At 65.9% G+C, this 13,953-nt stretch carries 14 protein-coding genes; 3 read left to right on the top strand and 11 right to left on the bottom strand.

What is annotated here, in order from left to right; genetic code table 11:
- Positions 1 to 322: 322 nt before the first annotated feature.
- Both CH256_RS18535 and CH256_RS18530 read left to right on the top strand, forming a co-directional pair.
- A complete protein-coding gene (locus CH256_RS18535) occupies positions 323 to 880 on the top strand; it encodes a hypothetical protein (protein ID WP_179272142.1) in 558 nt (185 codons plus the stop codon).
- Entirely contained in the window at positions 877 to 1,386 is a 510-nt protein-coding gene (locus tag CH256_RS18530) for a hypothetical protein (RefSeq protein WP_094670236.1), read from the top strand. Before CH256_RS18535 ends, CH256_RS18530 begins: the two co-directional genes overlap by 4 nt.
- Before the next feature lie 13 nt (positions 1,387 to 1,399).
- On the opposite strand, the gene CH256_RS18525 is transcribed toward CH256_RS18530, so the two are convergent.
- From CH256_RS18525 to CH256_RS18515, 3 genes are read right to left on the bottom strand one after another with little or no spacing between them, the layout of a single operon-like run.
- Positions 1,400 to 2,584: an SPFH domain-containing protein gene (locus tag CH256_RS18525; RefSeq protein WP_068050491.1), complete on the bottom strand. Its 1,185-nt coding sequence runs from the start codon at positions 2,582 to 2,584 to the stop codon at positions 1,400 to 1,402.
- A gap of 3 nt (positions 2,585 to 2,587) precedes the next feature.
- A complete protein-coding gene (locus tag CH256_RS18520; protein ID WP_032378478.1) occupies positions 2,588 to 3,019 on the bottom strand; it encodes an NfeD family protein in 432 nt (143 codons plus the stop codon).
- A 54-nt stretch (positions 3,020 to 3,073) separates the two neighbouring features.
- Positions 3,074 to 3,883 (bottom strand): DUF3097 domain-containing protein, encoded by an 810-nt coding sequence (locus tag CH256_RS18515; RefSeq protein WP_094670249.1) that lies wholly within the window; start codon positions 3,881 to 3,883, stop codon positions 3,074 to 3,076.
- 76 nt (positions 3,884 to 3,959) lie between these two features.
- Between CH256_RS18515 and CH256_RS18510 the strand changes: the two genes are divergently transcribed.
- The gene (locus CH256_RS18510; RefSeq protein WP_179272139.1) at positions 3,960 to 4,787 is read left to right on the top strand and encodes a hypothetical protein; all 828 of its coding nucleotides are present in this window, start codon (positions 3,960 to 3,962) and stop codon (positions 4,785 to 4,787) included.
- Positions 4,788 to 4,822: 35 nt separating this feature from the next.
- On the opposite strand, the gene CH256_RS18505 is transcribed toward CH256_RS18510, so the two are convergent.
- The 8 genes from CH256_RS18505 to CH256_RS18470 all read right to left on the bottom strand — a co-directional run bounded on the left by CH256_RS18505 (position 4,823) and on the right by CH256_RS18470 (position 13,628).
- Positions 4,823 to 5,902, bottom strand: a complete 1,080-nt coding sequence (locus CH256_RS18505; protein ID WP_068050493.1) for a ferrochelatase — start codon at positions 5,900 to 5,902, stop codon at positions 4,823 to 4,825.
- A 103-nt stretch (positions 5,903 to 6,005) separates the two neighbouring features.
- Positions 6,006 to 6,830 (bottom strand): NADH-dependent enoyl-ACP reductase InhA, encoded by an 825-nt coding sequence (gene inhA / locus CH256_RS18500; protein WP_032377850.1) that lies wholly within the window; start codon positions 6,828 to 6,830, stop codon positions 6,006 to 6,008.
- 60 nt (positions 6,831 to 6,890) lie between these two features.
- Positions 6,891 to 7,613 carry a 3-oxoacyl-ACP reductase FabG1 gene (gene fabG1, locus CH256_RS18495; RefSeq protein ID WP_068050494.1) on the bottom strand — a complete coding sequence of 241 codons (723 nt, stop codon included), beginning with the start codon at positions 7,611 to 7,613 and terminating at the stop codon, positions 6,891 to 6,893.
- 66 nt (positions 7,614 to 7,679) lie between these two features.
- Entirely contained in the window at positions 7,680 to 8,672 is a 993-nt protein-coding gene (locus CH256_RS18490) for a VWA domain-containing protein (protein ID WP_068050495.1), read from the bottom strand.
- The gene (locus CH256_RS18485; RefSeq protein ID WP_068050497.1) at positions 8,669 to 9,640 is read right to left on the bottom strand and encodes a DUF58 domain-containing protein; all 972 of its coding nucleotides are present in this window, start codon (positions 9,638 to 9,640) and stop codon (positions 8,669 to 8,671) included. Before CH256_RS18485 ends, CH256_RS18490 begins: the two co-directional genes overlap by 4 nt.
- A gap of 20 nt (positions 9,641 to 9,660) precedes the next feature.
- Positions 9,661 to 10,998 (bottom strand): AAA family ATPase, encoded by a 1,338-nt coding sequence (locus CH256_RS18480; RefSeq protein WP_256989478.1) that lies wholly within the window; start codon positions 10,996 to 10,998, stop codon positions 9,661 to 9,663.
- A 121-nt stretch (positions 10,999 to 11,119) separates the two neighbouring features.
- The gene (locus CH256_RS18475) at positions 11,120 to 12,646 is read right to left on the bottom strand and encodes an NlpC/P60 family protein (RefSeq protein WP_094670234.1); all 1,527 of its coding nucleotides are present in this window, start codon (positions 12,644 to 12,646) and stop codon (positions 11,120 to 11,122) included.
- 439 nt (positions 12,647 to 13,085) lie between these two features.
- Positions 13,086 to 13,628, bottom strand: a complete 543-nt coding sequence (locus CH256_RS18470) for an Rv1476 family membrane protein (RefSeq protein WP_094670233.1) — start codon at positions 13,626 to 13,628, stop codon at positions 13,086 to 13,088.
- Between the last annotated feature and the right edge of the window lie 325 nt (positions 13,629 to 13,953).

Raw genomic sequence — 13,953 nt, 5'->3', positions numbered from 1 at the left:
GGCTCCTGCGGTTCGCTCGAAGGGACGGATCAGCTCGTGGTCGCGGTAGCGATCGAGCAGTTCGGGTACGCGATCGATATCGCGCCTACTGCGGCGCTGGTCCACGGTCAGTACGAACATCGGACAAGGCTAAATCGTTGATGTGACCCAGTCAAGCTTCAAGGCTTGATTAGTCAGAATCAAGGTTCCCGGCCTGTCGACTGCCTGCGGGTGCGGGCTCGGATCGCGAACCGCGCGACAGACGCCAATCCACGACCAGCCCACTGAGGCCGATCGCGATACAGACTGCGGACAGCACCAGCAGCGCCGCAGTAGGCGCGATATCGATCGCGTACCCGAACTGCTCGATCGCTACCGCGACCACGAGCTGATCCGTCCCTTCGAGCGAACCGCAGGAGACGAAGTGCAAGCCGTCTGCGAGGAGGCCGCCATCGTAGTCTCGATCGCCCTCGAACTGGTATCCACCCCGCACTGGAGCGTGGGCATCGGCATCGGCTCCGTGGAACTTCCGCTGCCCGAGACCACGCGCGCCGGACGCGGACCGGCGTTCGAGGCAGCCCGAGACGCCGTGACCAGAGCCAAGAACGCACCGGCTGCACTCGCCGTCAGCGGCCCCTACGCCGCTGCCGCCGAGGATGCGGAGACCGCATCGACCCTGGTTGCGCTGCTCGTCGGCAGACGCTCGGACCAGGGCCGAGAAGCAGTCGAACTCATGGCTCGCGGGTTGTCGCAGACCGACGCGGCCGAACGACTGAAGATCAGCAAACAAGCCATGTCACAACGACTCTCGGTAGCCGGCTGGCACGTCGAGAACGCGGGCCGCACCCTGGCGACTCGCTTGCTCGACACCGCGAACACGACGGGAAGCCATCGGTCATGATCGTCGCCACCCTCGTGTTGCTGGCACTGACCGCAGTCGCCGCTACGGTCCCGGCCGGCACCGGAATTCGCCGATGGTTGCCCACCGCCGCCGCGTCGAGTCTGCTCGCGGCAGCGGCAGTCCTGGCCACTGTCGCCGGACCGGCCTACGGTCTCGGCCACGCCATCGGAGTGGTCCTGAGCGTCGTCGCTGCGGCCCTGGGTGGAACAGCGATGGTGCCCACTGTTTTTCGCGTCGCACGACGACGAAGCGACTCGACCGGAGAAGATCCGGTCGAGCCGCTTCGTGGTGGACTGACCATCGGCATCCTCGAACGCGTGGCCGTTGCCGTGTCGATTCTCGCCGGCTGGCCGGAAGGGATCGCCATCGTGCTGGCAGTCAAGGGACTCGCGCGCTATCCCGAACTGCGCGAATCCCATGCCTCCGAACAGTTCATCATCGGCACCTTCGCCAGCGTGCTGTGGGCCCTGGCCGCTGCCGGCGTCGGAACCGCCCTGATCAGCTGATCGAGGCAGACCCTCAGCGCTGTTCCGGCTCCGCCTCGGGCGACGCCGCCAGGGCACCGAGGTCCAACCCCTTGGACAGTTCGGGAGACGCAGCCAGCGACGTGTCGACCGGCTTGCGCGCCACTGCTTCTGCCGCCTTGACCGCCTCGGCGACCGCCGGATCGGTCTTGGTCTCGAACCATTCGGCGACCTCGTCGGAGTCGTCCTCCGGCTTGGGCTCGTTGCCCGCCGACTCGTTGGGCTCGTAGCGGAAGACACCGTCCTCCCCGGGCGCACCGAGTGTCTTGGCGAAGCCCTTGAGCGCATCGCCGAAATCGCTCGGAATCATCCACACCTTGTTCGCATCGCCCTGCGCCATCTGCGGCAGGGTCTGCATGTACTGGTACGCGAGCAACTCGGGGGTCGGCTTGCCGGCCTTGATGGCACCGAACACCTTCTCGATGGCCTTGGCCTGGCCTTGGGCCTCGAGATACTTCGCAGCTCGATCACCCTGCGCCCGCAGGATGCGGGACTGCCGCTCACCCTCGGCGGTGAGGATGGACGCTTGCTTGCCACCCTCGGCCGCGAGAATCCGACTCTGCTTGTCGCCCTCGGCGGTTTTGATCGCCGACTCACGATGGCCCTCGGCAGTGAGGATGGTCGCTCGCTTCTCGCGATCGGCCTTCATCTGCTTCTCCATCGATTCCTGGATCGAGGGCGGCGGATCGATGCTCTTGAGCTCCACTCGGGCCACTCGCAGACCCCAGCGGCCGGTCGCCTCGTCCAGCACGACGCGGAGTTGACCGTTGATCGAATCACGCGAGGTGAGCGTCTCCTCCAGCGTCATTCCGCCGACGACGTTACGCAGTGTGGTGGTCGTCAACTGCTCGACGCCGACGATGTAGTTGTTGATCTCGTACACGGCCGATTGCGGGTTCGTCACCTGGAAGTACACGACGGTGTCGATCGACACGGTCAGGTTGTCCTTGGTGATCACCGGCTGCGGGGGAAACGACACGACCCGCTCGCGCAGGTCGACCTTGGCGCGGATGCGGTCGACGAACGGCACGAGGAACGTGAGCTGTCCGGACACGGTGCGCGTGTAGCGGCCCAGCCGTTCGATGACGGCGGCCTCGGCTTGCGGGACGATCGAGATGGACTTGGCCATCAACACCGCAACGAACGCGACGATGACAGCCAGTGCGATGAGTGCTTCCACTGGCTACGGTCCCTTCCATACGACGGCGGTAGCGCCGTCAATTTCCATCACGGTCACGGTGGTGCCAGGGGCATAGACCTCGGTCTCGTCGAGAGGACGAGCCGTCCACACCTCACCACCGAGCTTGATCTGGCCTTCGTGGGCAGTGACCTGTTCGAGAACGACCGCACTCTTGCCGGTGAGCGCCGCCATGCCCATCGGGGTATCGGGCGGATTCGCGAAGCGCCGCAACAGAATCGGTCTCAACCCGAGCACCAACGCCAGTGACAGGACACCGAAGACGATCGCATCGGCCCACACCGGGAAATCCGTCAGAGCAGAGACACCGGCAGTACCGAGCGCACCGCCGGCAATCATCAGAAGAAAGAAGTCGCCCGTCAGTGCCTCGGCACCGGCGAGCACCACTGCCGCTATGAGCCAAATGATCGCTGCCACAGCCTCCATACAATCACGAATCGGACAATTGCCGGTGCGTTGCTGGACACAGCCCTACTCGGTCACGAAGTCGACCAATTGTTCGACGGCACCGATCAACGGTGCCTCGAGATCCCGAAAGCTCGACACCGACGAATACACCCGACGCCACCCCTCCCTGGGAGTACCCCACCCCAGCTCTCGGCAGATCCCGGTCTTCCAATCCTCGCCGCGCGGAATCTTCGGCCACGCAGCGATTCCCACGGCCGCCGGCTTCACCGCTTCCCAGACGTCGATGAACGGATGACCGGTGACCAACACGTGCTCACCCAGCGACCTCGTCAGCTTCGACTCCTTGGACCCGGTCACCAGATGATCCACCAGCACTCCGACGCGACGGCCGGGGCCAGGACCGAAATCGGCCAACCGCTCCCCCAGATTGTCCAGACCCTCCAGATGCTCGACGACCACGCCCTCCACCCGAAGATCGTGTCCCCACACACTTTCCACCAGGGCCGCGTCGTGCACGCCCTCGACCCAGATGCGGCTCGCCCGGGCGGTGCGCGCGCGCAGTCCCTCGACTTTGGTCGACCCGGACGCGGAGCGCGCCTGCTGCGGCGTTGCAGCGGCAGGCTTCGGACGCACCAGAGTCACCCGACGTCCGTCGATCAGGAATGCTGCCTCGCGCAGGGCGAACAGCCGCGTCGTCCGGGCACCGTCCTCGAGACGGACGAAATCTCCGTCGTAGGTGCGCTCGAAGCCGACCACGGCACCGCAGTACCCGGTACCGGCATCTTCGACGACCAATCCACGGTCGGCCGAGACCTCCGGTGCCGGAACCTTGCGCATGCGACTGTGCCCTCTGAGAATGTCTCCGCCGTACATGTCGTTCACGGCGACCAACGCTAGCGACACCGGCGTCTCCAGCACGGTTCGCCACGCCGACCTATGCTCGTGAGTCGTGTGTTCCTCTAGCGCAAGTCTCGCCCTGTGGGCCGGTTCCTGGCTGGCCGGTTCCAGCTCTCCCGACGACGTCATCGACGCGATGTCCGAGTGGGCTCCGATGCATCTCGTCGGCGCGGGTGATGTGGACGCTGCCACCGATTTCGGGCTGCAGTACCCCGGCTACGCCGAGGGAATAGCGGGCTTGCTGCATGCGATCAGAGCGGCTGCAACTGCGTCGACGCCGGCGGCCGGGGACGATCGGATCAAGCTCGTTCTGCCCGCGCCCGGTTCAGTGAGCGGCCTCCCCGCGAACACGGATTTCTCCCGAGCTGCTCTGAACACCGGTCAGGCGGTGGTGATCGGCACCTCGGGCAACCCCGGGATCGGGTTGGTGCCCGTCGTGGAGGGGCCGGATGTGTTGCGCTGGACGGTGTATTCGATCGTCGTCCCCGAGCACGCTCATCGGGATCGGGGGTTGGGCGAGGCCGAGTACGAGATGCGTGAGGCCGTGCGCGGTGCGGCCGATGCTCTCGCACAGATGCAGTCGCTACCCACCCGAACCCTCGACGCCGATCCGCGCACTCGTATCGCCGAGTTGATCGCCGACGCGGCGCGGCATCGCTACCCCGCAGACATGTCCGACAGGGCGTTCCGCGTCCTCGAATCGGCGGATCGGGTGGCCGCCATTCTGACGGTCGCGGCGGGATCGGCTACGTCGGAGGCACCGACCGCGTCGGCAGCTGCAGCACGGGAAGAACTCGTTCGACCGCTCTGGGCTGCGGTGCGCACCGCACGCACCATCGCTGTCGCAACGAGCATCGAAGCGGCGATGCATTCCGCCTGACACCGACGTCCGGACGCGGTGTCAGGCGGCAACGTTCACGACGTGGCAGCGGCGGGCCGGGAGGGCCTGGTGGGCTGTTCACAGCACCCGACGGCGCAGCGACTGCCGTCCAGTGTCGAGCCGTAGCCGGGCACACTGCCGAGACCGCGGCATCGGCCGCCGACTCGGTATTCGTCCACCAGCTCGCGGATCATCCGTGGGAAACGCGCGTCGGATCCGGGAGTGCCTGCGCGCGCGAAGGCCATACCGAGTTCGCGAGCCTTCTCCTCCGCTTCGGTGTCCAGATCCCACACGACCTCGAGATGGTCGGACACGAATCCGATCGGACACACGATCACGGCGTCCACGGACTTCTCCGACAGCGCTTCGAGGTGGTCGCAGATGTCGGGGTCGAGCCACGGCACCTGCGGGGGCCCGGAGCGGGACTGCCACACCAGGTCGTAGTCGTCGACGCCCGACGCGGCTGCAACGAGCCTCGAGGCCTCGGCCACCTGACGGCTGTAGAGGTGACCGCCGTCCTCGGGCGGGCCGGCGTTGGCGTCGGCGGCCGAGGGAATGGAGTGTGCGGTGAACACCAGACGCGCGCCGGCGCGGTGTTGCTCGGGCAGTGTGGCTCGCGCCGATGCGACGGCGTCGCTGAAGGCGTCGACCATCAGCGGGTGGTCGTAGTACTGCCGAATCTTGAGCAGATGCGGCGCATCGTCACCGACGGCGGCGCGGGCCCGGGCGATGTCCTCGTGGTACTGCCTGCATCCGGAGTATCCGCCCCACGCGGAGGTAGGAAACACGAGTGCGTTCCTGATTCCGTCCGACTTCATGGTCGCGACGGTGTCCTCGATCATCGGATGCCAGTTGCGGTTTCCGAAGTAGATCGGCAGATCCACTCCTGCGGAATCGAATTCGACACGGAGGGCGTCGATGATGTCTCGGTTGAGCCGGTTGATCGGCGAGACGCCCCCGAAGTGCATGTAATGCTCGACGACCGCGTCGAGCCGCTCGGGCGGCACTCCACGTCCGCGAGTGACGTTCTCCAGGAAAGGGCGTACGTCGGCGGGCTGTTCCGGCCCGCCGAACGAGAGCACCAACAATGCGTCGAAGTCTCCAGGGGTGGTCATGTGTCCATTGTGCCCCCGGCGCCGACCGGACCCGGTGGGGGTCCGATCGGCGATCGAAACCTCTCGGTGGGCGAAACCACGTGCGGTTCCGCCCACCGCGGTGTCACATGTTCTCGGGGAGGTACGTGTTGTGGCTGGCTCCACCGTCGACGTACACGATGGATCCGGTGGTGCCGGGCAGCCAATCGGACAGCAGCGCGACGATCGACTTCGCGACGACAGTGGGATCGTTGACGTCCCAACCGATGGGAGCGGCACCGTCCCAGTAGACGTTGAGCTGGTCCATCTTGGCGGCATCACCGGTCGCGGTACCCGCAATCGCCTTGGCGGCGAGAGTCCTGATAGGCCCTGCTGCAACAAGATTGGAGCGGATGCGCTTGGCTGCGCCCACTTCCCGTGCCACGTAACGGTTCACCGACTCGAGGGCAGCCTTCGCCACACCCATCCAGTTGTAGTACGGCATCGAGGTGCGCGGATCGAAGTCCATTCCGACGATGGAGCCACCCTCGTTCATGACCGGGAGCACGGCGCGCGCGAGCGACGCGTAACTCCACGCGGAGATCTCGAATGCCCTCGCGGCATCGGGCCCGGGCCCGTCCAGGAACGGCTTCGCATCGGGGCCCATGAGGGTGCGGGGCGCGAATGCGATCGAGTGCAGAACCCCGTCGATACCTTCCGGTGCCACTTCGCGTACGCGGTCGGCCAGCGCCGCGAGGTGCTCCTCGTTGGTGGCGTCGAGCTCGATCGCCGGGGGCACCTCCTTGGGCAGACGCTGCGCGATGCGGTCGATGAGTCGGAGTCGATCGAACCCGGTGATGATCACCTTGGCGCCCTGCTCCTGCGCCATGGCTGCAGCGTGAAACGCGATCGAGGCGTCGGTGATGATGCCGGTGATGAGAATGGTCTTGCCTTCGAGCAATCCGCCCATAGTGCTGTATTCCTTAATTCGGAGGTGTACGTCTGTCGAAATCGTTGTGCGAGTAGGACTTCAGTGCCCCATGCCCATACCACCGTCGACGGGAATGACCGCACCGGACACGTACGACGAGTCAGGTCCGGCAAGGAAGCTCACCACTGCCGCAACGTCCTCGGGCTGACCGAGACGCTGGAGGGGGATGTATTCCTTCGCCTTGCCGCGCAAGTCGTCCGAGAGCTCTGCCGTCATGTCGGTTTCGATGAAACCCGGGGACACGACGTTCGCCGTGATGGAACGCGAACCCAGTTCCCTCGTGATCGATCGAGCCATTCCGATGACGCCCGCCTTGGACGCTGCGTAGTTGATCTGCCCCGGTCCGCCGGCCATGGCCACGACAGAACTCAGGAAGATCATCCGACCCCAGCGCGCGCGCAACATGGCTCGGTTGGCGCGCTTGGCGACGCGGAAGGCTCCGGTCAGGTTCGCGTCGATCACACGCTGGAACTGGTCCTCGGTCATACGCATCAGCAGTGTGTCGTCGGTGATACCGGCGTTGGCCACGAGCACCTCGACCGGTCCCTGCTTCTCTTCGACCTCCTTGAAGGCCGCGTCCACCGAGGCGGAGTCGGTGACGTCGCAGACGACTCCGAACAGCCCGTCGGGAGCGCCGGAGCCACGGTGGGTGACGGCCACCTTGTGGCCGTCGGCTTGGAGTCGCTGGGCGATGGCAAGACCGATTCCCCGGTTACCTCCGGTGACGAGTACCGATCGCGCGATGAAGTCAGGTGTGGACATGCCTAGCAACCTATCTGTTCGTCCTGGAATGACAAAGCGAAACTTACTGGTGAGTAAGAACAACGATCACGGGAGACGTTGCCGCATCACCAATGCCGAACCGAGGCCAGCCGAGATGCACAGGACGCCGAGTATCAGCCACGGACGCGACGCGTCTCCGCGGGTGATCTCGAACCCGATCTGTTCCTCGAGGGTGTCGTAGACGTCTCTGAGATCCTCGAGCGACGACGCGGAGAAGAAGCTGCCGCCGGACAGATTCGCGATCTCCCGCAACGACGGATCGTCGACCGGTACGGGCACTCGTTCGACGCCGTTCTCGTCCTCGATTTCGACGGAGCCGTAGCTCGTGCCGAACGAGATGGTGGAGATGGGCACGTTCTTGTCCTTGGCGGCACGCGCTGCGGTGTACCCGCCGCGGGGGTCGTCGAGGTTCTGCGGAACGGTCTGCTTACCGTCCGAGAGCAGCACGATGCGCGCAGGCGGCGCCGCGTCGCCGCCGCCGAGTATCGCGCCGAGAGTGTCGATCGACTGGAGCGAGGTGAAGATCGACTCGCCGGTGGCCGTTCGTTCGCTGAGTTGCAACCTGTCGATGGCGGATTTGGTGGCTTCGCGGTTGGCCGTGGGCGAGACCAGGACGGACGCCGTTCCGGCGAACGCGACCAACCCGAGATTGATGCCGGGCGTCAGACCGTCGGCGAAGGATTTGGCTGCTTCCTGCGCGGCTGCCAACCGAGTCGGCTCCACGTCGGTGGCCTCCATCGACAGCGACACGTCGATGACGAGCATGACGGTCGCTCGGTTCCGTGGCACCCGCTGGTCCGCTGTGGGACCGGCCAACGCGACGGTCAGGAACATCAGGCCGACCAGAACCAGTGCCGTCGGCAGGTGTCGCAGTCGATTGGGCCGATCCGGCGCAACGGACTCGAGCAGTTCCATGTTGGAGAACCGCAGCACGTGCTTCTGCTTGCGCCGCTGGATCACGACGTAGCCGACCGTCAGTGCGATGACGACGAGGAGAAAGCCCAGCCACCACGGCGATGCGAAATCGGTCAGGCTCATCGCGGTGCCCGCGCAGTGTTGGTGAACCCGGACCCGATGGTGTGCCTGCGTGCGGTCACGAACCGAACGACGTCTGCGATCCAGTCACCGTCGGTGCGGAGCGTCAATCGGGGTGCACCGCACCGACGTAGCGCCTTCTCGACATCGTCGCGGTGTGCTGCAGCTGCGCGCGCGAAATCTGCACGCAGCCGAGGCGTGGTACTGAATTCGCGAGTGCGGCCGGATTCCGGATCGTGGAGAACCACGTCACCGACGTCGGGCAGTTCCAGATCACGTGGGTCGAGTACCTCGACGGCCAGCACGTCGTGTCGAGCGGAGATGGCCCGAAGCGAGCGCTCCCAATCGATCGGTCCGAGGAAGTCACTGATCACCACAGCCATCCCGCGGCGGCGTTCGGGCCGTCGCAGCGCTTCGATGGCAGCGCGCAGGTCACCGCGCACACCGTCGGCCGCAGCCGGCGTCGTGGCAATGGCACGGAGCATCGACTGAGTGTGCACGCGTCCGCCGCGTGCCGGAATGCGGTTGGTCTCGGAACCGGTGGCCACCACCGCGCCGATTCGATTACCGCCACCGCCGGACAGATGAGTGATGGCGGCCGAGGCCGCGACCGCGAGATCGCGCTTCTCGCACCCGGTGGTGCCGAAGTCGAGGCTGGCCGACAAGTCGACGACGAGCCAGGTCTCCAGCTCGCGGTCGGCCACGGACTGCCGCACGTGCGGATGCGTCGTACGCGCGGTGACCGACCAGTCCATCTGGCGGACGTCGTCGCCCGGCTGGTATTCCCTGGCGTCGCCCGGTTCCGAACCGGGACCGGGAATCAGCCCGAGATGATCGCCGTGCAGCACCCCGTCCAATCGGCGGCGGACGGTCAGCTCCAAGGTCCGCAGCGCGGCAGCCAGTTTCGGATCGCGGAGTTCACCCGATCGGAAGGACGGCGGCCGAGACACGACGGCACGGGATGCGGTCACGGAAGCGGTGTCGGATCCGCTCACTGCCCCGGCGTACCGATCGCCGATCCGTCACCCGACGGCTTCTGCAACGACGGTGCCGGCTGACCGTACTGACCGCCCTGTGGCTGGTGCTGGGGTCCGGGCTGCTGCGACGGAGGCATCTGACCCTGCGCGGGAAACTGCCCCGGAGCGGGAAACTGGCCGGGATGCTGACCCTGGCTCGGGTAGGGACCTTGTGGCTGACGTCCGTCGAAGTGCGGGGCGTCCGGACCGGCTCCGTTGCCCTGCGGCACCGGTACCGCCTGCGGTGACACCTGCGGCAACCCGACGGTCTGCAGCACCCGGGAGATGACCGTCTCCGGGGTCACCTCGTCGGCCAGAGCGTCGTAGGACAACACGAGACGGTGCCGGAGCACATCGGGGATGACCTCGAGAACGTCCTGGGGAACGACGTAGTCGCGACCACGGAGCAGAGCCAGTGCGCGGGAGGCGGCGATGATGCCGAGCGTCGCACGCGGCGATGCACCGTAGGCGATCCAGCTGGCCACGTCGTCCATGCCGAACTGCTCGGGAGTTCGAGTAGCAGAGATGACCCGGACCACGTAGTCGACGAGCGCATGGTGCACGAACACCGAGCTGGCCAGATTCTGCAGGCGAACCAACTCGACCGGGTCCAGGATCTGCTTGGGCTCGGGAGCCTTGATTCCCATGCGGTAGACGATCTCGCGCTCTTCCTCGACCGTCGGGTAGTCGACGACGATCTTGAACAGGAATCGGTCTCGCTGCGCTTCGGGAAGCGGGTACACACCTTCGTTCTCGATGGGGTTCTGCGTTGCCATCACCAGGAACGGATCCGGCATCGGGAACGTCTTGCCGCCGATGGTCACGTGTCGTTCTGCCATGACCTCGAGCAGAGCGGACTGAACCTTGGCCGGTGCACGGTTGATCTCGTCGGCCAGCACGAAGTTGGCCACGACGGGTCCGAGTTCGGTGTCGAACTCCTCACGACCCTGACGGTAGATTCGAGTGCCGACGAGGTCGGTGGGAACCAGGTCGGGTGTGAACTGAACTCGCGAGAACGAGCCACCGACCACGCGTGCGAACGTCTCGACGGCAAGGGTCTTCGCGACGCCGGGAACACCCTCGAGCAACACGTGTCCGCGGGCGAGCAACCCCACCAGAATGCGCTCGACCAGCCGATCCTGACCGACGATCACGCGCTTGACCTCGTACACGGCTTTCTCGAGAAGCTGGACGTCCTCGGCCAAGGCCGGACTGTCCACCCGCTTCGGCTCCACACCCGGTGGATTCGACGTCTCGGACTCGACTCGCGTCGACCCCTCGTCGTTCGAAATCCGGCCGTCACGTGATGTCACCAAGAATTCACCGCTTTCAGTCGATCGTCGTCGGGCACGTTTCATACCGCCGCAATCAACTATTCCAGGTGTTCGGCACGCGCGCCGAAAGGCACCCCCGACGCGCGCGCCGGATCCGGGCTCAGGACACCATGCGCACGGCGTACGGCGTCATTCCGCTGTATCGCACGTCGGACACCTTGACCACCGAACCCGACTGCGGAGCTTCGAGCATCTTGCCGTCGCCGAGGTAGAGCGCGACGTGTTGGCTGGCGTTGGGTCCGTAGAAGATCATGTCGCCCCGCTTCATCTCCGAGGACGGCACCTGCTTGCCCGCTGTGTACTGGTAACCGGTGTAGTGCGGCAACGAGATCCCCAGGCCCGCGAAGGCGTAGATCATCAGCCCCGAGCAATCGAAGCCGATCTTGTTGTAGTCGCCGTAGCTGTCCGCTACTCCGCCGTCCCTGATGCCCTTGGTCGGTCCGTTCTCGTCGCCGCCACCCCACGAGTACGGCACGCCGAGTTGACTCATGCCGCGGTCGATCGCCAACTCGACGGCTGCGCTTCCGGTCACCGACGGGGTCGTGGACGTCTTCGGTTTGGAGGGCGTCTTCGGCGTAGTGGGGGTGGGCGTGGTCGGGGTGGTCGCAGTGGAACTGTCCGAGTCGGTCGATGAGCTCGAATCCTCGTCCACGTCCACGTGTGAACGCTGGCCCTCGGCGATGGCCGCCGCACGTTGCTGCGCCGCCAGGTTGGCCGATACTCGCGCCGCTGCCTGCACGGCAGCTTCCTTCGCTGCAGCCGTGGCGGCGGCGATGGCCGCGTCCTCGGCCGCCTTCTGCGCCTCCCAGGTGCCGTACGCCGCTCGCTGATCCTGCAGACCGGCGACGTTGCTGCGGGCGGCATCGAGTTCGGCCTGCGCCGAGTCACGCTGCGATTCGATCGTGGCCTTCCGGTCGGCCTCTGCCTGCAGCGCTGCCTGCGCCTCTGCGATGGCCTGCTCGGCCTCGGCCTTCTTGGCCTCGGCCTCCGACGCGGCCGCGTCGGCCTGCTGCTTGGATTCACGGGCCGCCGAATCGCGGTTCGCCTGCTCGGTACGGGCCCGCTGCAACCCGTCGAGTACCGCGTTCTGGCTGTTGGAGAGCACCTTGAGGACCTGGGCCCGGTCCAGGACGTCGTCCGGTCCGCTGGATCCGAGGAACGACGCCATCGAGGCAACCCCGGAGCCCTGGGTGTAGCTGGATTTGGCGAACTCGTCGAACTTCTTCTGGGCTGCCTGGATCTGGGTGCCCGCATCGACGAGAGCTTGCTGCGCGGCACCGACGACGGCCGCAGCGACATCGGCCGCGTCACGCGCATTCTGCAGATCGACAAGGGCCTTGTTGACGCCTTCTCGCTTCGACGCCACCTCGTCGTCGAGTTGGGCGAGTTGCTGGTTGGCCGACGCGATCGCGTCGATCAGCTGGCCCACCTGGCCGAGGCTCGAATCGACGGCGCTGCCTGCGGCGGCGAGGTCGGTGTCCGAGGGGTTGGGCGGTGGCGGAGGTACCGCGGCGGCAACCCCGGGAAGGGTCGCCGTCAACGCGAGAACGAGGCCTGCGCCCACCAGCACGAATCGGGTACGGACGAGTGCACGGCGGTGAGTTCCGCGGACTTGACGTCGGCTCACAAATGTCTCCCTCGGGTCCGGCACTCACTCGGGTTCGCGTCGAACCGTCGTGCCGTCGAGGTGCTCTCCGTCCTCCACCCCGATCGCAGGTGACGGTGAGCGTTCTCGCCGGGCAGGAAAGAAACACGCAGCGATACGACAGGTGCGAACCACGTCAGTCACACCCGAAGCAGTGGCCTCCCGAGTTCCCCACGGATGACAACCGCCTTCTGCGACACTCCTTCCCCAGCAGTGCCAATGGCACCGTACGACACTTCGCACCCTAAGGAAACTCCAGTCACAAATGACACATTGGTAATTCCACCAGGCACAACGCCGTGAACTCGGGGTTTACCGGAAACAATTTTTCCGACTTTTTCGGACGACCTCGCGGCCACGATCGCGACCGGGTCCGACAGTGCGGGTGTCGGTCACTCGAACGACACGCGGAGGAGAGTGCTCAGTCGCTGACGGGCTCGCTGTGAGCGTGATCCTTCGACTCCGAACGAGAGCGGTATCTGCGGACCTTGACGGCAGCGGTCAGGGTCGCGACCGCGGCGACGACGACGACCAGTCCGCCGGTGAGCAGGCCCCACGGCGTCTGGTCCTCGACGAGGGTGTCGACGAAGTTGTCCGCGGCGACGACGTGGTTGCCGGTGTAGGTACGGTCCTGGCCTGCTTCGAGGGTCACCCGACTGATCGAGTCGCTGAACGAGCCCACCTGACCGGGACTGAGCACGAGAACCGTGCCGCCCTCGCGCGCTCCGACCGCGGTCGCGAGGTCTCGAAGTTGCGAGTCGTGGCGAGGTTCGGTCGGCACGATCACGATGCTCAGGTCGATGCCGTGGTCCTCGGCGCGCGCGACGGCCGCAGACAACCCTGCTTCTTCGTCGGCGGGGGCACTGACACCGGACTCGCGGACCGTGGCGACGATGCTGTCGACGTCCAGACCTGCCGGTATGTCGGTGGCAAGTGGGGAAACGGCGTGAATCGGCTCAGGCATCTCTCGTCCAGTCGGTAGGAACCAGTCGGATCGAACCCTACGTCACCTCCGTGCCCGTACCTGGTAGGCCCGCAGGTCCGACGCAACTACTGAGGTCGCCCTTCATTGCGCAGCCGGGAGCACTACGTGAGGATCGTCCTGTGGATCGGTCTCGCGACACCCACCGAGGACCGGACCGCAGGTTTTCACAGGACAAGCGTACTGTTAGACTTCCATCGAGACACCGACTGTGCGTCCGCCTCGAACTCTCGTTACCGAGATTCGAGGCCGAGGCCCGCAGCCGGAGCCTCGCTTCAACCGTCGACACAGCCCCGTCGGCGGTGTG

Origin of the sequence: Rhodococcus sp. 05-2254-6, assembly GCF_002258565.1 — a bacterium.
In the GTDB taxonomy this organism is placed as follows: Bacteria; Actinomycetota; Actinomycetes; order Mycobacteriales; family Mycobacteriaceae; genus Rhodococcoides.
This window is presented reverse-complemented; position numbering and strand designations above follow the sequence as displayed.